Raw genomic sequence first — 17,798 nt, 5'->3', positions numbered from 1 at the left:
CAGTTCTTAAAAAGGAGCGGACATGCGCAGCCGGCCGGTTCCAGCTTCTAGAACGACCGCACGATGACGTCCGCCCCGCAGCAGGCGCGCACGCCCGTTTCGCCGGCGCCGCGACGCGGCTTCGGATTTTTCGACGGGCTCGCGTCGCCGCTCGTGCGCCTGTGGCGGGGCGATCTCAATCTCGGCCGAGTCGGCATGGCCGCCGCTTTGCCGGTCCTCGCCTGGGTCTTCTACACGACCTCGTCGGGCATGATCGACATCATGCAAAAGGAGCCCGGCGATTTGATCGGCATCGCTGGCACGCTGATCGCGACGACCGCCGTCCTCACCATGCTCGCGGCGACGTCCTGGTCTCTCGGCGTCGATCTCGCCGCGCTCATTGCGCGCCGGCGGATGGCGCGCGAACGGGTGATCATCAAGACCGCCGTGACGGCGGTGGTCTTCGTCTTCGTCTTCTCGATCTCGGCGTTTTTCTCGTTCACCTTTTACTACAACAATATTTTCAAGCTCTCTTCGCGCAAGATTGTCGCCGAGCTGCAGCCGATGGAGCTTGCGACGGAAATGATCCTGCCGGCGACAAAGGAAATCGCCGCCGCCTATGACGCCGCCTCGTCGCATATCGCTCAGACCCCAAGCTACAAGACTTATCTCACGTCGATCGATGGTCTCATCGACACCGCGCGTCAGGCGGGGCCGGCGCTGCGCGACGCCATTCGCAAGCGGCAGGAGGCGCAGCAGGCGGTGATCGCGCAGGCCGCGAGCCAGGCTGCGGCGGAATTGGAAAACGCCCAGGCGGCGATGCGTCAGCTCGAGGAAGCGCGGCGCGAGATCGCCGCGCTTGAGCGCAGCATCACCGAACTCGACGCCGTCGTGAAAGCAAAACAGGATGAGATGGCGTCCGCGGCCGCGACTGTGCGCCAGGAAGAACAGCTCGCCGTCGACGCCGAACACGGGCTCGACGGAATGGGCGCGTCCTGCGGACCGAACTGCCGCGGTCATCGGGAAAAAGCGGCCGAAGCCATGAAACGCGTCACCGCGCTGAAGCAGACGCTCGCCGGCCCGACGAATGAACGCGCCAGCGCCGTAAAGCGGCGCGACGCTCTCGCCGCTCAGACGATCACGCTGAAGCAGAAAGCCGAGGCCGCGAGCGCCGCATCGGCGCGGCCGACGCCAAAGAGCGAAGCTGTGCTTGACCTCGACGCGACCGTGCGCGCGCTCGCCGCGCTGCGCGATCAGCTGCGCATGGATCCGAGATGGCGCACGGTGCGCGAAGCGAAGCCGCTGTGCGAACCGATATTTGCGGCAGCGCTACAATCCAACGCCCTGCCGGCGGACGTTCCACGCGACTTTTCCTGCGAGCCGCAGGGCGAAGCCCGCGATCTGCTCTCGGCGCGCGACGAAACGATCGCCGCACGCGCCGCTTTCGACCAAAAATGCGGGCTCGAAACCGGGTTGCGGGACGAGCTTTCGGCGATCGTCGCCAAAATCCGCGCCGCGCCGGCGTCGGATCGGGCCGCCGCGGCCAATGGCTTCAATGAAGCGAAAACGCTCATCGACGCCTGCGTCGTCTCCGGCAAGGCGGCCGGCCTCTCGGAGGACGAAGTGCGCGAGCTTTTGAAGAAAAGCGACGCCTATCTGCGCACGCATAGTTCCGAACGCAATAAATTCGAACTGGCGCGCGAAGCCTTCTGGAGCTTTACCCCCGATTCGACCATGGCGATCTGCGTCGCCATGGCGCAGGACGCGTTTCTGTTCATCATGAAATTCCTGTCGGAGATTTTTAAACGCGGCTATGAGGCGCGCGAGCGGCGTCAGTTCGCCGCGCCGATCGATCTTTCCGACGACGAGGACCAGCCGACCGATGTGCGCGCGATGAAAGCGATCCTGCGCGCCGCCCATCCGGTGCATGGCGACATGAGCGAAATCGCGCCCGAGACGGAAGCGATTTCGATGCTGCCGCCCAATGTGCACGACAATGTCGTCGCGATCCTCAATCGGCTCGTGCGCGACGAGATCGCGCATGTCGACCGTAAGGGCGCCTATCTCGTCGACAATGTCACGATCGCGCAGATCGAAGCGCGACTCTTCTCGGCGCAGAAGCCGCGCGCCGCCCGCGCTCTGCATTACGCCGCCGACGGCGCGGCCAATGGTCCGCGCGCCTATTATGCGGACGCCGGCGCCGCGCATCTTCCCCGCCGGCGCTGCAGCGCGCTCGAGCGCTATCTCAACGCCGAACCGGCGCCGATGGACAGGCGCCCCTCAGCCTAGAGCGCGGCTCGCAAAAAAGTGGATACCGGTTTTTTGCTTAGAGCGCGCTCTAAGCTTTTCAAATCGATCACGCCGTCCGCGATCTGGCGTCAGGCGGCGACTGAGGTCCGAGCGGCCGCGCGGAGCGAAGGCAAATATCGCAGACAAAGCCCCAGCGACCCCTGACGCAAGCCGGACACGACGCTTATCTCGCGCCAGCGCGGATAACTCGCGGGCAGAAATTGCAGCGCCAGACCGACGGCCCTCAGAAACGCCGCCTCGCTCGCGAAATGGTCGGCGCCGAAGGTCAGCGTCGCGTCTTCGCCGGTTTCAGCGCCGCGCGCCAGAAATTCGAGCACAGGCGCCGCCCAATACGTCTTTTCCAGCGCGTCCTCGAGCGCGCTCCACACGTCCTGCGGGTCAAGTCGGCGTACGACGTAACGCGCCGGCTCCGCGCTGAAGCGGACCTGCTCGTCCTCGCTCGCGAGGTCCGGCAGCGCCTCGAGTTCGGACCCCGCCATGGCCAGCAACGCCGCCGGATGTCGGCGCCAGTCGGCCGCGGCGACGCTCCATATGGCGCTCTGCTGATACAGCCGCCCATGTCCGCCCTCGCCGTCCTCTGGACGAAACCGGGCGCGCAGAAAGATCGCGCGGCGCGAATTCGGCTCCGGCGAAACGCGCGCGACAAAGGCGCCGCGCTGGCTCAGACCGGGATCGACGAGGTCGGGTTCGAAGCGGCGAAGCGCCATGAGCCGCGGCGGCGAAAGCAGCCGGTCGTCGGACGAAAGCAGATTGCGGCTGCGCAACGTCACGCCATAGCCTGCCGCCGCCGGAACGCTTAACGACGCGCCAGAGGCCAGCTTGCCATAATGCAGTCGCTCTAAAGAAATTTCGGCCGTCTGATCGCCAATGGGCGCCTGGCGCATTGCCTATCCTTTCTCGGGGAAAGTCGGCGATCACCCTATGCGCAGAGCCTTAAGCAAAAATTGACGGAATTCGATTCACGCAATCTCCTCTTGACGCGCATCGAGCTGCGCGTAGGAGAAGGTGAAGGCGCTGTCGTGTCCAAGCGCCGCATAGAGAAAGGGCTCGGCGGTGAGAAACGGCCGCCAATATTCATTATAGGCGCGGGCGCCTTCGAGGCCGTCGCGTCGAAACCGGCGCTCGCCGGGCTGATGCGGATCAATGTTGGGGTTTTGAAAGCGCTTCACGAAGCCATAGGCCGAGCACACCGTAAAGCGCACCGATACGCCGCCGCTGTTCGGCGCCTCCAGGGCGCGCAGCCGATCGAGCCACTGCACGCCGCGCAGCGATTTGCGCAACACATGCAGCGCCACCGCGGGGTCGCATGCGTAGGTGAATGCGCTCGGCCCGAGCCGCGCGAACAGTCGCTCATATTGCGAGAAGACGACGACGAGTCGCTTCAATTTCTTTTCCGGCGCGAGCGCCAGCCGATCGATCAGCCGCGAGAGATTGCCGGACCAGGCGGAGTCTTCGAGCCGCACCAGAGGCAAGACGATGACGATCGCCTCCGAGTCGAGCATCTGCTTGGCGAGCTTCGCCTTGACGTCGTTCAGGATCGCCACTTCGGCGCCGTCCGGCGGCACCGCGATCTCGCCCGCCGAATCGATGATTTCCAGCAGCCAGGGTCCGCGCGGCACGACCTCCGGCGGCGCCTCGCCATTCACTGTCAGGCGGAATCGATATTCATAAGTGTCGAGCGTGTCGGTGGCGACGCCGCCCTCGGTGAATTCCCGTCGCAGCCGCTCATAGTCGCCCTGTTCGACCGTGAGCAGATCGGCCTTCTTCGGCTCGGCGCTTTCGGCATAGAATTCCGTCTCTGTGACGGGCTGCAGCGCCGGACGCAGGCGCGGCGGATAGCCGAAGGCGCTCTGCGCGACGCAATCGACGAGCGAGGCGAGCAGCGACGACTTGCCACCCTTCTTGGGGCCGATGAGACAGATCGACAGTCTTTCGGTCATTCGCGCCTTCAGCTCATGGGGTCTGCCGCTGGCGCGACAATATAGATCGAGCCGGCCAGGCGAAAGGTGACGGGCGCGCCGGCCCCGTGCTAAGCGCCCTCATGCTCGAAGGCCTCCCGCCCAACAACGCCGGCCATATGCTGCGCCTCGATTGCGACGAAAAACGCGCCCGCGCCGTCGCCGACCTCATCGTCGAGACTTTCGATCCGACCGAAACCGCCGCCGCCGCCTTCGAACTCGACGGCGGACCTTTATGGTCCGTCGAGGTTTATTTCGCCGACGCGCCCGACGAAGCGCTGATTCTCGCGCTGATCGAATCAGCCGCCGGCGCGGAAATCGCGCGAGCCGCGCGCTTTTCGACCATCGCCGAGCAGGACTGGGTCGAGAACGCCCTTGCCGGCCTCGCGCCGGTGCGCGCCGGTCGGGTGCTGGTGCATGGCGCGCATGACCGGGCGCGGCGGCGCGCGAATGACATTGGCGTCGAAATCGAGGCGGCGCTCGCCTTCGGCACCGGCCATCACGGCACGACGCTCGGCTGCTTGAAGGCGCTCGACAGGATCGCCAAGCGCCGGCGCCCGGCGCGCATTCTCGATGTTGGAACCGGCACGGGAGTCCTCGCGATCGCCAGCGCGCTGATCTTCCATCAGCGCGTCGCCTGCGGCGACATCGATCCCATCGCGGTCGCGACCGCGCGCGCCAACGCCAGCGCCAATGGCGCGGGCCCCTATGTGCGCCCCCTCGTCGCCACGGGGCTGCGCCACCCGGCGCTGCAAGGCCGGTATGATCTGATCTTCGCCAATATTCTGGCGAAGCCTCTGCGGCTGCTTGCGCCGCAGATCGCCGGCGCCGCCGCGCCTGGCGCCGAGCTTGTGCTCTCGGGACTGCTGGCGCGCGACGTGCCCGGCGTGCTCGACGCCTATCGCGCCCAGGGATTTTTTCTCGCCGAACGGGGCGACATCGACGGCTGGGCGACGCTGGTTCTGAAGCGCGGCGGGCGCGGTTAGCGCCCCCTCCCCAACCCTCCCCCCGCTTCGCGGGAGAGGGACAGAGGGGGAAAGTCGATGCGCGAAGCATTGCCCATGGCGCGCGACGTGCATAGGTTGGGCGCATGTTCGAAGCGAAATTCCAGACCTTCGTCGACGACGCCTCGCGCAGCGACGGCGCTGCGCGTCTCAAGGCGCTGCGCGCCGAACTGAAGCGGCAGGGGCTCGACGGCTTTCTCGTTCCGCGCGCCGACGCGCATCAGAACGAATATGTGCCCAAATGCGCCGAGCGGCTCGCCTGGCTCACGGGTTTTACGGGCTCCGCTGGCTTCGCCGTCGTGCTGGGGAAGCAGGCGGCGATTTTCGTCGACGGCCGCTATGTGATCCAGGTGCGCGGCGAGATCGACGGAAAGCTCTTCAAGCCGCTCGACATCGCTGAGACGTCGCCGGTGAAATGGCTCAGCGATCATGCGCATTCCGGCGCGCGCATCGGCTACGACCCCTGGGTGCACACCAACGCGCAGATCGAGCGCTTTTCAAAAGCGCTCGCTGAAAAGAAGATCGAACTCGTCCCGCTTGATCTAAATCCGATCGACGCGCTGTGGACCGACCGACCGGCCGAGCCGCAAGGCGCGGTGACGATCCATCCTGCACGCTACGCCGGCGAGAGCGCCAATTCGAAAATCAAGAAGCTGCGCACGGCGCTGAAAGACGCCGACGCCGCGCTGATGTCCGATCCGCATGCGATCTGCTGGGCCTTCAACATTCGCGGCGCCGATGTCGCGCATACGCCGATCGCATTATGCTTTGCCTTGCTGCCGAAGGAAGGCGCGCCGACGCTTTATATCGACGACGCCAAGCTCGCGCCGAAGACCCGCGCTGCGCTCGAAAAATTCCTGACGCTGAAAGCGCCCGAAGCGCTCATCGACGATCTCGTTGACGCCGGCAAGCGCAGCGCAACGATTCTCTTCGATTCGGCGACGGCGCCGGCGAAGCTCGTCGAAACCCTGCGCGCGGCGGGCGGCAAGCCGCGCGTCAATGACGATCCGGCGGCGCTGCCCAAGGCGATCAAGAATGAGGCGGAACTCGCTGGCGCCCGCGCTGCGCATATTCGCGACGGGGCGGCGCTGACGCGCTTTCTCGCCTGGTTTTCGGAAGCTGCGCCGAAGGGCGGGCTGACCGAAATTTCCGCGGCGGAAGCGCTCGAAACCTTCCGTCGCGAAAACGGCGATCTGCGCGACATTTCCTTTCCGACCATCTCGGCCTTCGGCGAACATGCGGCGATCCCGCATTATCGCGTGACCGAGAGGAGCAATCTCAAGATCGGCCGCGGCGTCTATCTCGTCGATTCCGGCGCGCAATATTTCGACGGCACCACCGACGTGACGCGCACAATGGTCGTCGGCCCGGCGTCGAAACAATTGCGCGAACATTTCACCCGCGTGCTGAAAGGCCATATCGCCATCGCCCGCGCGGTGTTCCCGAAGGGCGTCTCAGGCGCGCAGCTTGACGCCTTCGCGCGCCGCGCTCTGTGGGAGGCGGGACTGGATTTCGATCACGGCACGGGGCACGGCGTCGGCTCTTATCTTTCCGTGCATGAGGGGCCGCAGCGCATTTCAAAGCTCGGCGCGACGTCCTTGCAGCCGGGCATGATTCTCTCGAACGAGCCCGGCTATTATCGCGCCGGCGAATATGGCATCCGGCTCGAAAATCTCGTGATCGTCGAGAAGCGCGAGATCAAGGGCGCCGAGCGCGAAATGTACGGCTTCGAGACCATCACGCTGGCGCCATTCGATTTGAATTGCGTTGAGTCGAAATTTCTGTCGCCGGAAGAGATCGACTGGCTCAACGCCTATCACGCGAAAGTGCGCAGAACGCTGTCGCCGCTCGTCGACGCCAGGACGCGCAAATGGCTGCGCGAGGCGACGAAAGCATTATGACATTATGGAAGAAGCCAGCTCCGACCTGTTGATTCTAAATAACGACGATCGCTCAGAGAAGAACTCATGAGCATGGACGCCGAACCGACTCAGGACGACCCCATCGCGGCATTAGCCGGCGAGGCTTTCGCCAAGGCCGTCACTACGCTGGCGCGCCGACATATGCTAACGCCGTTCGGCGTGGCGCGATCCGACGCCGGCGTCGACCGCCCGCAGCAATTCGTCGTCAGCGAGGCCGGCAAGATCGACATCGCCGAAAGCGTCGAGGCGGCGTTGCAATGGCTCGAGGACGAAGCGTCGAACGCCGACATCTGCATGATCGTGCTCGACGGCTATTTCGGCAGCGACGACGGCCGCATCGACGCGGTGGTCGGCCGCGCGCTGTCGTTGAAGCGGCAATTGATGGTTGAAATCGCGCTGCCTTATGAAAGCGCCGAAGACGACGAAGGTTTCGAGTTCTCGGACCCGCAATATCGCTTTTCCGGCGTCGCCGAAGACGGCGCCGAGATCGAAATGGTCAACGTCGACGCCGAGGCCTTTGACACGGTCTTTCGCAACGCCTTCGCCAAATACGCGCCCGCAGCATAGATCGCTGCTCGGCCGCAGGTGTCTCATCCGTGTCGATGCGATTTTCGATCGATCTGCGTCGAGCCGAAATTGTTGGCGCTCGTCATTGCCCGCGCGCGCAACAGGTCTGGGTCGCCTGTCGACGCCAAGACGCGCAAATGACTGGGAGAGGGGGCGCGGATATTGACCCGGCGCGGATTCTAGAGGAGCACGGAGCCACAAGAAGTCTATCATGGCCGCACTTCAGGCCCGGACATTATTTGTTCACACATAGCATCAAATATCTTATCTAGCTCTCGCTCATATTTGGCGCGCAATTCGAGAACCGCTCCGAGCGGCGACCACACAAGCGTGTGCGCAAGAGTCTCAACACTGTCCCAACTCGTCGAACGAAAATGATTTAATTGCGAGTCTTCGAGTAGCTCCGCAAACCTGTCATTCCTTTGAGCGACGCAAAGACCCGCTGGACGACATTGGCTTAGCGAGCCAATGAACCCGTGCATGCTCTGTCCGATATTGAATGTCGCGCCGCCCAAGATAGCGAGCTTGTCGATATCCAGCGTCCAATCATCGATGAGGCTGAATTCACCTTCGCCTACGTCATAGGCCGCCTTTAACGGAACGACGTCTCGCCAACAACGGGTTAGCGGCAGAAGAACGACGCGCAGCGAATAAATTCGCGAAATCGCTCGTAGAGCCGCCACTGACTGGCCTAAGTCAGAAAATCCCAGCGTTTGGACGGTAAAGTAGGGATGTCCATCGACATTCGACAGCGTGCTTCGGCGTTCTAACAGCCGCGGGAACAACCATCCGAGATCCGGCGTCTGCCGGACCTCGACCGATGCTCCACAGCTGCTCCGTATATTGGCGGCAGACCTCGATCCTCTCGCTCCGACGAAATTGAGATTCTTCGCTGCGGACCCTATGTCTTGCCGAACTTGATCGTCTGGATCTGGCGCGCCCAACGCCAGCCAAGCCTTGTAGCGCACCGGAGCGCTCGTCCAAGCGTAAACGAGGTCAGTTGGTCGATCGATGCTATCGAGTCCATACCTGCGATAGATATGCAGCAACATCGAGTCGAATCGGTGAACGATCTCGCCTCCACCCAAGATAAGAGCGTCAAATAATTCAAGTTGGACACGATCCAATCGGCGGGAAAACATTCCCGCCCACGTGTCGCCGGTTGGGGTTATGAATTCGATGGTCGCAGCTGGCAGCCGCGCCCTGATTTCTTTTTCGATCACCAAAGGAAATAGAACGTCGCCGAAGTTTCGCACATCGGCGTAATTGAGGATCGCAATTCTCATAATCATCCCAGTCGTGGATAGGCGCCAACCACTATCGCAGCCAGTTGTGGATGGCGACCAGCGTTAAAGCGGATTGCCTAGCCAGGGTTACCTCGCCGCACTCGTGCTGACGGATGCGTCACGCAAACATCACATAAACGTCACGCAACCTCTATCCCACCGTCACCAAAACGCAGCCTCCGCGTCGCGAAACCGCAGCCTCGCGGGCGTAGCCTTGCATCATGGCGTTCACATCGGACCAGCTGGCCAAGCTGACGCGAGACGCGTCATCGGAGCCGCAAACACTCGCCGCCGCCACATGGGGTCAGCGCCTTTTCGAACTTGACCTCGCGGCGGTTCATCTCTTCTCGCGAACGGCGCGTTCGGCGCTCGGCAAATTCCTCGCGGTCGCGATCAGCAAGCTCGGCAACGGCTGGATTTATCTCATCCTCGCGCCGATTGTGCTCATCGGCCTCGGCTGGCAAGGGACCCATGTCGCGGCGCTCGCGGGTCTGAACGCGGCGCTCTTGCATATGCTCTATCCGCTCATCAAGCGGCGGTTCGGACGCAAGCGCCCCTTCCAGACCGATCCGCGGCTTCCCTCGCTGCTGCGCGCCCTCGACGATCACTCCTTTCCGAGCGGCCATGCGATGACGCTGACCGGCGTGCTCGCGCCGATCGTCATCGCCTGGCCGTCGGCGACTCTGTCGGCGGGAGTCCTTCTCTTGTCGATGGCCTGGTCGCGAATCGCCACGGGGCATCACTATCCAAGCGACGTCGCCGCCGGCGTCGCGCTCGGCGCGGCGCTGTCCTATCCTCTCGCCAGCGGCGTGCTCGCCTATTGGTGAGGCTTATGCCGCCCGCGGCAGGTTGATCGCAGGCGCGGCGGCGGGGATGACCCGCCCGCTCGCGCCTTCAAGCGCCCCCGCGACGAGTTCCAATCCCAGAAACCGCGCGCGCTCGACCGGGCCCGGCATCGTCAGCCGCTCAGTGAAGCGCCGCTCGAATCCAAAGCGCGCATAATAAGGCGCATCGCCGACAAGCAGCACGGCGCGATGGCCGAGCGCCCGGGCGCGGTCGAGCGACTCCTCGATCAGGGCCCGGCCGATTCCGAGCGAGCGCGAAGACGCCGCGACGGCGAGCGGACCAAGCAGCAGCGCGTCGCGCCCGCCCGCGAGAATCGGCCACAGCCGCAGCGTGCCGATCAGCGCGCCCTCTTCATCCGTCGCGACAAGCGCGAGCCCCGGCGCCGGCGCCGATCCGTCGCGCAGCCGCTGACAGGTTTTGAGAAACCGCGCGGGACCGAAGGCCGAATCGAGCAGGGCTTCGCGCGCCGCGACATCAGCGGGCGTTTCTTCGGCGAGCGTAAATGGACCGCGCGCCTCCAGGCGCGCATAGGACATGGCGGAGCAAGCGCGCCTGGAGGCGCGCGGTCCAGCGTCAAAGTCGTGATGAGCAAGAAAGGCCATCTTTTCCTCCCTTTGAGAAGGACAAGCGACCCTCGCGCCTGGCGCATGACGCGCCCGCCGAACGGGACTGGATTGATTGGGAAAACAAATTCCCGTTTATCGCCGTCATGCCCGCGCTTGTCGCGGGCATCCACGCCACGACGATGCGGCTTGCTCAGTGGAAGCGGAGACTTCCCTCTTCCTGAGCCGATTTCCGCAATGTCTCGGCGTGGATGGCCGGGACAAGCCCGGCCATGACGCAAGTGCTGCGCGACGCGCAGACCCGCTCAGATCACGTGAGTCTCGAGCGGCGGGAAACCGTTGAAACCCACCGCCGAATAGGTGGTCGTATAGGCTCCGGTTCCTTCGATCAGCACCTTGGCGCCGATTTCGAGCGAGATCGGCAGCTGATATGGCTGCTTCTCGTACAGCACGTCGACGCTGTCGCAGCTCGGGCCGGCGATGACGCAAGGACTCGTCGGCGCGCCGTCTGCGGGCGTGCGAATCGGATAGCGGATCATCTCGTCGGTGGTCTCAGCGAGGCCGTTGAACTTGCCGATGTCGAGATAGACCCAGCGGATTTCGCTGTCCTGCGCCGACTTCTTCGAGATCAGCACGACTTCCGCTTCGATCAGCCCGGCGTTGCCGACCATGCCGCGGCCCGGCTCGATGATCGTTTCGGGAATGCGGTTGCCGAAATGCTTCGACAGCGCGCGAAAGATCGCATGGCCGTATTGCTTCACCGCCGGCACGTTCTTCAAATATTTCGTCGGGAAGCCGCCGCCGAGATTGACCATCTGCAGATTGATTCCGCGCTCCGCGAGGTCGCGGAAAATCTCGGCCGCCGACGCCAGCGCGCCATCCCACATGCGCGGATTGGTCTGCTGCGAGCCGACATGGAACGACACGCCATAGGCGTTGAGGCCCAGACGATGCGCATGTTCCAGAACGCCCGTCGCCATTTCGGGGACGCAGCCGAATTTGCGCGACAGCGGCCATTCGGCGCCGGAACCGTCGCAGAGAATGCGGCAGAACACCTTCGAACCCGGCGCGGCGCGCGCGATCTTCTCAACTTCCGCCTCGCAATCGACGGCGAAGAGGCGAACGCCCATCGCATAGGCGCGCGCGACGTCGCGCTCCTTCTTGATCGTGTTGCCGAAGCTGATTCGATCAGGCGTGGCGCCGGCGGCGAGCGTCTGCTCGATCTCGACCACCGAAGCCGTGTCGAAGCAGGAGCCGAGCGAGGCCAGCAGCGAGAGCACTTCCGGCGCCGGATTGGCCTTCACCGCATAGAAGACGCGGGTATCCGGCAGCGCCTTGGCGAATCCAAGATAGTTGTCGCGCACCACGTCGAGGTCGACGACGAGGCAAGGCCCGTTGTCGCGGCCGTTGCGTCGGCGGTCGGCGAGGAATTCGAGAATGCGGTCGGTCATTTGTGGCCCCCTTGCGCGGCGCGCCGCGCGCGATCGTTTGAGCGTCAACGGACGCGCCGCTCCGTTCGCCCGCGCGCGATGGAGACGCGACGAGCGTTGGTTTCGGCGGTCCAAGGCCGCGCGAGCGCGAACGCTCAAACGGCCGGTTGATGCGCCGTTGACTGACCGATGCGCAATGATGCGCGCATGAGCGCGCACGCTCCCGCGTGGACAGCCATCGATTGGAAGGGGAGAATCCCGATCCGCACGCCCGGCAAGAAAGACAAGCCTCTTCGGTACGCCGACCTTTGGAGGGTCGACAGAGACGAAAAAGCCCGGTCCGTCGTTGCTTTAAGTCGCGATCCCCCGCAGAGACGGAGTTCGCCGGTTCGCCTCCGGCTGCCGGTTCTATGCTGGCGGTTGACCGGCCTCTTGTCCGGATCCCCGCCCACCGACACACGACCACAGGCACGTGCGATTTGGGCAAGGACTTAGATACGCGCTTTTGCAGCGGTTACAAGCGGTTTTTGCGGCGCGCGATTATTTTTTCGGTCTGGCGTGCAAAGCTGTCACGTCGCGACTCCTCAGGGCGCCCGCTTCTTGCGCATCCGAATCGATAGAGCTAGAGCAGCAGGCAGACAGTCACCATAGGGATCCGAAAACCCTGGCTCGGATGCGGGAATGAGGCAATTAACGCGGCGCCAATTCGCGGGGGCGCTCTCTGCAGTCGGCGCGCACTTTGCCTTCAAAGGCTCGGCGCAGGCCGCCAATGTCGCGCCCTCTCCGCGGTTCGGCTTCGAGAACGTGGTGCAGCGGGCGCGTGATCTTGCGCTTGCGCCCTTCGACAACGCCATTCCGTCGCGCCTGCCGGACCCGTTCGACGCGCTGGACTTCGACGCCTGGCGAGAGATTCGCTTCCGGCGCGATCATGATGTCTTCGCCGGCGCCGACGACGGCTTTAGGCTGCAAACCTTCCATCTCGGCTTTCTTTATCGTCGCCCGGTGACGGTGAACACGATTCGCGACGGCATCGCGACGCCCATTCCCTATTCGCCGGCGCTTTTCGACTACGGCCGCCTCAAGGTCGAAAAAGCGCCTCCCGTGAACACCGGCTTCGCCGGCTTCCGCTTGCATTTTCCGGTCAACGACCCGCATGTCCACGATGAGGTGATTTCATTCCTCGGCGCGAGCTATTTTCGCTTTCTCGGCCGCGACCAGAATTATGGTTTGTCCGCCCGGGCGCTTTGCGTCGACGCCGGCACCGATCACGAGAGCTTTCCATTCTTTAGGGAATTTTGGATCGAAACGCCGGAGAAAGGCAGCAATCACGCCACGCTTTACGCCTTGCTCGACGGCGACTCCGCCACGGGCGCGTTCAAATTCGATCTTTTTGCCGGACAGGAAAGCACGCTGGAAATCCAGTCGACGCTGTTCCCGCGCCGGTCGGGCGCCAAGCTCGGACTCGCGCCGCTCACGTCGATGTATCTGACCGGCGAAAACGATCGGCGCATGCGCGACGGCTTTCGAACGGAATTGCACGACTCCGACGGGCTTTTGATTCACACAGGCGCAGACGAATGGATTTGGCGCCCGCTCGGCAATCCTCCACACGCGCGGATTACAACCTTCCTCGACGCCAACAATCGCGGCTTCGGCCTGCTGCAGCGCGACCGAACCTTCGAATCCTATCAGGATCTCGACCTCGCCTATGAACACCGCCCCAGCTATTTCGTCGAGCCGATCGGCGACTGGGGCGAAGGCCGCGTAGAGCTGATCGAATTGCCGACGGGCGACGAAACCAATGACAATATCGTCGCAAGCTGGATTCCGGCGAAACTGCCAGAGCCCGGCGCGCCCTTCGTCTACGCCTATCGAATCACGGCGGGACTGGACATGCCGCGGCTTGCGCCCAATGGCGTCGTCGTCAATACTTTTGAAGCGCCGGCGCGGGCGCTCGGTTCGACCGAACCCTTCGACCCCGAATCGCATCGGTTCCTCGTCGATTTCGCCGGCGGCGACCTCGGCTATTACGTCGCCGATCCCAGTCAGGTCGAAGCGGTGGCGACGACCAATTCCGGACGCCTGCTGCGCGCGAGCGTCGCCGCGAATCCGCATATCGGCGGACTGCGCGCACTGTTCGACGTGTCGGTAAAGCCCGGCCAGACCGCCGATCTTCGCCTGTTTCTGCGGGCGCACGGGCGCACGCTCACCGAGACCTGGACCTATCCCTGGACGGCGCCGGCGGCTTAATGCTCATAGGGATTCAGACCGATCCGCGCGCTTGGTCGATGTCATTCCCGACGCTCGCAAAGCGAGCGATCGGGAATCCAGCGTCGAGGCAGGAATGCTGATTTTGCTTTGGATTCCCGATCGCGCTTCGCGCGTCGGGAATGACAGCCGAACCGTTCAAACCGATTTCGTCTCAATCATCGAGGCTCTTGAGCCTCGTAAGATCGAAGGCCTCGACGTCGCGCAGCAGTTCGATGAAGGCCGTCGCCCAGTAATCCGCCACCGCCTCGCCCTTCTCGGCGCTGGCTTTCGAGGCGTCGCCCATCGCGCCCGCGGGCGAGAGGTCCTGCGCCATCCAGCCGAAGCCGGCGGGGCGATCGGCGCGCAACCAGGCGAAATCGCGCTCGAAGTCGAGCGTCGCCGGCGGAAAATTTTTCGCCCGCGCCATATCGACGAGCTCGGGTCGCAAGGCGAGCATGAGCGAAGTTTCGATCTCGCCGCCATGTACGCCGTGACGCAGCTCCAACTCCGAGAACAGCCCGTCGGGATAGCCAAAACGCGCCCAGGAGGCGACGACCGCCAAGACGCCGAAACGGGCGCGCAATTCGAGCGCGGTCTGCGTCACGAGCGCCGAATTGCCGCCATGAGAGTTGAGCAGCGCCAGTTTCGTCACGCCCGCGCGCAGAACGCCTTCCGTGATCTCGCAGAGAAGGCGCGACGCCGTCTCATTGGTCAGAGTCAGCGTGCCGGGAAAGTCGCGATGCTCGGTTGAAACGCCGACGCTCTGCACGGGCAGAAAAACGGCTTCCAGGTCTGCGGGCAGGCGCACGACGACACGCTCGATGCAGCCTTCCATGATCATCGCGTCGACCCCGAGCGGCAGATGGGGCCCGTGCTGCTCCACCGCCGCGATCGGCAGGACGGCGATGACGCGCGACATGTCATGCGCGCGCACGTCCCGCAGCGAAAGATCAGTCCAGAAGCGCGAAGGCAGCATGGCGGTGAGCATATGCGCCTTGGCGTTAAAGGGGAATGCGCAAGGCCCGGCGCGAGAGGCCGAAAGCGATTGGCCTCGCCGCTCCCGGCATGCCGGCCGGTTCGCCGGGAATGGAGGGCGGCGAGCCGGAAGTCTACAGGCTATATTTGTTCGATGCTTCCGACGCGCGCCCATTTGGCGACTGGCGCGGCGACAAGCCCGCCTGATCCGTTTCGGGCGGCGCGACGGGCTGATCAGGCAGAAGTCCGAGATAACGGGCGGCGCCGCGCCCGGCTGCGAGCCCAGTGGCGAAGGCCGCCTGCAACAGATAGCCGCCCGTCGGCGCGTCATAGTCGAGCATCTCGCCGGCGACGAAAACGCCCGGCAGCTTTTTGAGCATCAGCGCGTCGTCGAGCTCATCGAAGGAGACTCCGCCGGCGGTTGAGATGGCGCGCTCGAGACCGGCGACGCCCGTTACGGTCAGCGGCGCGTTCTTGATGAGAGCGGCGAGCGTTTCGGCGTCGCGCGGCAACCCGCCCTGACGCGACTCGCGCATCAGGCCGATCTCGACTTTAGAGAATCCCGCTTTGCGCAAAAAATTCGCGTGCGACTGTTTTTGCGGACGGCGCGAGAGTTTGCGCGCCAGACACTCGAGCGTCGTGTCGGGACGCAGATCGATTGACAGAATCGTCTCGCCGTATTTTTGCGTCGCGGCGCGCAATTGCGAGGAGAGCGCATAAACCGGCCCGCCCTCGAGCCCGCTGCGGGTGACGACGATGTCGCCGCGCGCCGACGACGCGCCATGGCGCAACATCGTCGTCTTGATCGGCTGGCCTTCGAAATCGTCGCGAAAGATCGCGCTCCATTCGATCAAAGCGCCGCTGTTGGCCGCGGCGAGCGGCGTGACCCGCACGCCTTGCGCGCCGAGCCGCGCCGCCCAGGCGCCGTCGGAGCCGAGCCGCGGCCAGGAGGCGCCGCCGAGCGCCAGCACCAGCGCGTCGAATTTGCGGGTGAATTCGCCCTCCGGCCCCAGCAAGCGCAAGGCTCCGGATTCGGCGAAGCCCAAAAAGGCGTGCCGGGTTGCGATGGCGACTCCGAACCGCGACAGTCTGGCGAGCCACGCGCGCAAGAGCGGCGAGGCCTTGAAGCTCGCAGGGAAAACCCGGCCGCTTGAGCCGACGAAGGTCGTTTCGCCGAGTTCGGCGCAGAAGTCGCGCAGCGCCTGCGGCGGCCAGGCGTGGACGAGAGGCGCCAAACGCGCGGCGGCCGCGCCATAGCGCGCGATGAAGCGCTCCAGGTTTTCACTGTGGGTGATGTTGAGGCCGCCCCGCCCCGCCATCAGAAATTTGCGCGCCGGGCTCGCTTTGTGCTCATAGATGACGACGCGCGCCCCCGCGCGCGCGAGCGCGTCGGCGGCGAAAAGACCGGCGGGGCCCGCGCCAATGACGGCGCAGAACGGAGCCTCGGCGTCGCTAATGGAAGGGCCTCCCCTGGGCGGCGTTATTCAATGCGCAGAATGGCGGAGGTTCGCGCCTCCGCTCGCGCCACGCCTGCGTTTCCGCAGCCCTCATATCATGCGCGCGACGGCGCGCGGAAAAAAAGCTCAATGAAGGTCAAGGCTCTGCCTCAAATTGACGCATCCGCCGAGCGCTTCGAATTTCTCGCGGCGCCGCAGCATACAGGCGTTCGGCTCGACCGTTTTCTCGCGGAACAGCCGGAAATCGCCGCGGCGCATCTCTCGCGCAGCCGCATCAAAACGCTGATCGAGGAAGGGTGCGCGACGATCGCCGATATTGCGGCGCGCGATCCGGCGAAGAAGCTCGCGGCTAGCGACAAGGTCTCGCTTGTCGTGCCGCCGCCGGCGCCCGCCGAGCCGCAGGGCGAAAATATCGCGCTCAATATCGTCTATGAGGATTCGCATCTTCTGGTGATCGACAAGCCCGCGGGACTCGTCGTGCATCCGGCGAGCGCGCATGAGAGCGGCACGCTAGTCCATGCGCTGATCGCTCACTGCGGCGACAGTCTTTCCGGCGTCGGCGGGGTGAAGAAGCCCGGCATCGTGCATCGCATCGACAAGGATACGAGCGGGCTGCTCGTCGTCGCCAAGACTGACGCCGCGCATCATGGATTGTCGCGGCTCTTCGCCGACCATGGCCGCACGCTGTCCTTGACGCGCGAATATCTCGCTTTCGTCTGGAGCGTTCCCGAACGCGCGCATGGAACGATTGAGGCGCCGCTCGGACGCCACGCGACTCAGCGCGAGAAAATGGCGGTGGTGTCGCCAGCGCGCGGGCGAGAAGCGATCACTCATTGGGAGAAGGTCGAAGACTATGGCGTCGCGTCGCTCTTGCGCTGTCAGCTCGAGACCGGCCGCACGCATCAGATCCGCGTGCATATGGCGCATGTCGGCCATCCGCTGATCGGCGACAAAACATACGGCGCGGGTTTTAAAACCAAAGTCGCGAAGCTTTCTGAGAAAGCGCGCGAAGTCGTGGAGCGTCTCGACCGCCAGGCACTGCACGCCGCGACGCTCGGCTTCGAGCATCCGATCACCGGCGAAGAGATGCTGTTCGAAAGCGACCTGCCTGAGGATTTGGCGGGGTTGCGGGAGGCGCTCGCGAGCGTATGAGGGCGGGCGCCGCAAGAGGCGTGCATTCTGTCCACGTCATGCCCGGCCTTATGCCGGGCACCCACGCGGCGCCGCTCCCCAAACCTCGCAGCGTTGCGC

15 protein-coding genes are annotated in these 17,798 nt (G+C 64.3%); 8 read left to right on the top strand and 7 right to left on the bottom strand.

What is annotated here, in order from left to right; translation table 11 throughout:
* The first annotated feature begins 63 nt into the window (after positions 1 to 63).
* Positions 64 to 2,268, top strand: coding sequence for a hypothetical protein (locus AB7I51_RS04025; RefSeq protein WP_428403441.1), 2,205 nt, complete (start codon positions 64 to 66; stop codon positions 2,266 to 2,268).
* Between the two features lie 89 nt (positions 2,269 to 2,357).
* On the opposite strand, the gene AB7I51_RS04020 is transcribed toward AB7I51_RS04025, so the two are convergent.
* Both AB7I51_RS04020 and AB7I51_RS04015 read right to left on the bottom strand, forming a co-directional pair.
* Positions 2,358 to 3,173, bottom strand: coding sequence for a hypothetical protein (locus AB7I51_RS04020; protein ID WP_428403440.1), 816 nt, complete (start codon positions 3,171 to 3,173; stop codon positions 2,358 to 2,360).
* 75 nt (positions 3,174 to 3,248) lie between these two features.
* Complete coding sequence (locus AB7I51_RS04015; RefSeq protein WP_428403439.1) at positions 3,249 to 4,229, bottom strand: hypothetical protein; 981 nt, start codon at positions 4,227 to 4,229, stop codon at positions 3,249 to 3,251.
* 101 nt (positions 4,230 to 4,330) lie between these two features.
* Here AB7I51_RS04015 and AB7I51_RS04010 point away from each other — a divergent pair, with 101 nt between their 5' ends.
* The 3 genes from AB7I51_RS04010 to AB7I51_RS04000 all read left to right on the top strand — a co-directional run bounded on the left by AB7I51_RS04010 (position 4,331) and on the right by AB7I51_RS04000 (position 7,740).
* Positions 4,331 to 5,233: a 50S ribosomal protein L11 methyltransferase gene (locus AB7I51_RS04010; RefSeq protein ID WP_428403438.1), complete on the top strand. Its 903-nt coding sequence runs from the start codon at positions 4,331 to 4,333 to the stop codon at positions 5,231 to 5,233.
* 104 nt (positions 5,234 to 5,337) lie between these two features.
* Positions 5,338 to 7,152, top strand: a complete 1,815-nt coding sequence (locus AB7I51_RS04005; RefSeq protein WP_428403437.1) for an aminopeptidase P family protein — start codon at positions 5,338 to 5,340, stop codon at positions 7,150 to 7,152.
* Between the two features lie 66 nt (positions 7,153 to 7,218).
* Positions 7,219 to 7,740, top strand: a complete 522-nt coding sequence (locus AB7I51_RS04000) for a hypothetical protein (RefSeq protein ID WP_428403436.1) — start codon at positions 7,219 to 7,221, stop codon at positions 7,738 to 7,740.
* A gap of 209 nt (positions 7,741 to 7,949) precedes the next feature.
* Here AB7I51_RS04000 and AB7I51_RS03995 read toward each other — a convergent pair whose 3' ends face one another.
* Positions 7,950 to 9,026: a polysaccharide pyruvyl transferase family protein gene (locus tag AB7I51_RS03995; RefSeq protein ID WP_428403435.1), complete on the bottom strand. Its 1,077-nt coding sequence runs from the start codon at positions 9,024 to 9,026 to the stop codon at positions 7,950 to 7,952.
* A 221-nt stretch (positions 9,027 to 9,247) separates the two neighbouring features.
* Here AB7I51_RS03995 and AB7I51_RS03990 point away from each other — a divergent pair, with 221 nt between their 5' ends.
* Positions 9,248 to 9,853, top strand: a complete 606-nt coding sequence (locus tag AB7I51_RS03990) for a phosphatase PAP2 family protein (RefSeq protein WP_428403434.1) — start codon at positions 9,248 to 9,250, stop codon at positions 9,851 to 9,853.
* Between the two features lie 3 nt (positions 9,854 to 9,856).
* On the opposite strand, the gene AB7I51_RS03985 is transcribed toward AB7I51_RS03990, so the two are convergent.
* Both AB7I51_RS03985 and AB7I51_RS03980 read right to left on the bottom strand, forming a co-directional pair.
* A complete protein-coding gene (locus AB7I51_RS03985) occupies positions 9,857 to 10,474 on the bottom strand; it encodes a GNAT family N-acetyltransferase (RefSeq protein WP_428406121.1) in 618 nt (205 codons plus the stop codon).
* A gap of 266 nt (positions 10,475 to 10,740) precedes the next feature.
* Positions 10,741 to 11,886, bottom strand: a complete 1,146-nt coding sequence (locus tag AB7I51_RS03980) for a type III PLP-dependent enzyme (protein ID WP_428403432.1) — start codon at positions 11,884 to 11,886, stop codon at positions 10,741 to 10,743.
* Positions 11,887 to 12,546: 660 nt separating this feature from the next.
* On the opposite strand from AB7I51_RS03980, the gene AB7I51_RS03975 reads away from it, so the two are divergent.
* Positions 12,547 to 14,115 (top strand): glucan biosynthesis protein, encoded by a 1,569-nt coding sequence (locus AB7I51_RS03975; RefSeq protein WP_428403431.1) that lies wholly within the window; start codon positions 12,547 to 12,549, stop codon positions 14,113 to 14,115.
* A gap of 172 nt (positions 14,116 to 14,287) precedes the next feature.
* On the opposite strand, the gene AB7I51_RS03970 is transcribed toward AB7I51_RS03975, so the two are convergent.
* Positions 14,288 to 15,103 carry a creatininase family protein gene (locus AB7I51_RS03970; protein WP_428403430.1) on the bottom strand — a complete coding sequence of 272 codons (816 nt, stop codon included), beginning with the start codon at positions 15,101 to 15,103 and terminating at the stop codon, positions 14,288 to 14,290.
* A gap of 23 nt (positions 15,104 to 15,126) precedes the next feature.
* Here AB7I51_RS03970 and AB7I51_RS03965 point away from each other — a divergent pair, with 23 nt between their 5' ends.
* The gene (locus AB7I51_RS03965; protein WP_428403429.1) at positions 15,127 to 15,297 is read left to right on the top strand and encodes a DUF411 domain-containing protein; all 171 of its coding nucleotides are present in this window, start codon (positions 15,127 to 15,129) and stop codon (positions 15,295 to 15,297) included.
* On the opposite strand, the gene AB7I51_RS03960 is transcribed toward AB7I51_RS03965, so the two are convergent.
* Positions 15,225 to 16,574, bottom strand: a complete 1,350-nt coding sequence (locus AB7I51_RS03960; RefSeq protein ID WP_428403476.1) for an NAD(P)/FAD-dependent oxidoreductase — start codon at positions 16,572 to 16,574, stop codon at positions 15,225 to 15,227. The two genes, AB7I51_RS03965 and AB7I51_RS03960, sit on opposite strands and share 73 nt — an antisense overlap.
* Before the next feature lie 102 nt (positions 16,575 to 16,676).
* On the opposite strand from AB7I51_RS03960, the gene AB7I51_RS03955 reads away from it, so the two are divergent.
* Positions 16,677 to 17,699, top strand: a complete 1,023-nt coding sequence (locus AB7I51_RS03955) for an RluA family pseudouridine synthase (protein WP_428403428.1) — start codon at positions 16,677 to 16,679, stop codon at positions 17,697 to 17,699.
* Positions 17,700 to 17,798 lie beyond the last annotated feature (99 nt).

It is taken from the genome of Methylocystis sp., from assembly GCF_050246715.1.
Lineage (GTDB): Bacteria > Pseudomonadota > Alphaproteobacteria > Rhizobiales > Beijerinckiaceae > Methylocystis.
The sequence above is the reverse complement of the archived record's forward strand: the minus strand, read 5'-3'. Positions and strand labels throughout refer to the sequence as shown.

Coding starts and splice junctions, on each gene's coding strand:
- AB7I51_RS04025 (WP_428403441.1), top strand. CDS start 64: ATGACGTCCGCCCCGCAGCAGGCGCGCACGCCCGTTTCGCCGGCGCCG.
- AB7I51_RS04020 (WP_428403440.1), bottom strand. CDS start 3,173: ATGCGCCAGGCGCCCATTGGCGATCAGACGGCCGAAATTTCTTTAGAG.
- AB7I51_RS04015 (WP_428403439.1), bottom strand. CDS start 4,229: ATGACCGAAAGACTGTCGATCTGTCTCATCGGCCCCAAGAAGGGTGGC.
- AB7I51_RS04010 (WP_428403438.1), top strand. CDS start 4,331: ATGCTCGAAGGCCTCCCGCCCAACAACGCCGGCCATATGCTGCGCCTC.
- AB7I51_RS04005 (WP_428403437.1), top strand. CDS start 5,338: ATGTTCGAAGCGAAATTCCAGACCTTCGTCGACGACGCCTCGCGCAGC.
- AB7I51_RS04000 (WP_428403436.1), top strand. CDS start 7,219: ATGAGCATGGACGCCGAACCGACTCAGGACGACCCCATCGCGGCATTA.
- AB7I51_RS03995 (WP_428403435.1), bottom strand. CDS start 9,026: ATGAGAATTGCGATCCTCAATTACGCCGATGTGCGAAACTTCGGCGAC.
- AB7I51_RS03990 (WP_428403434.1), top strand. CDS start 9,248: ATGGCGTTCACATCGGACCAGCTGGCCAAGCTGACGCGAGACGCGTCA.
- AB7I51_RS03985 (WP_428406121.1), bottom strand. CDS start 10,474: ATGGCCTTTCTTGCTCATCACGACTTTGACGCTGGACCGCGCGCCTCC.
- AB7I51_RS03980 (WP_428403432.1), bottom strand. CDS start 11,886: ATGACCGACCGCATTCTCGAATTCCTCGCCGACCGCCGACGCAACGGC.
- AB7I51_RS03975 (WP_428403431.1), top strand. CDS start 12,547: ATGAGGCAATTAACGCGGCGCCAATTCGCGGGGGCGCTCTCTGCAGTC.
- AB7I51_RS03970 (WP_428403430.1), bottom strand. CDS start 15,103: ATGCTCACCGCCATGCTGCCTTCGCGCTTCTGGACTGATCTTTCGCTG.
- AB7I51_RS03965 (WP_428403429.1), top strand. CDS start 15,127: ATGCGCAAGGCCCGGCGCGAGAGGCCGAAAGCGATTGGCCTCGCCGCT.
- AB7I51_RS03955 (WP_428403428.1), top strand. CDS start 16,677: ATGAAGGTCAAGGCTCTGCCTCAAATTGACGCATCCGCCGAGCGCTTC.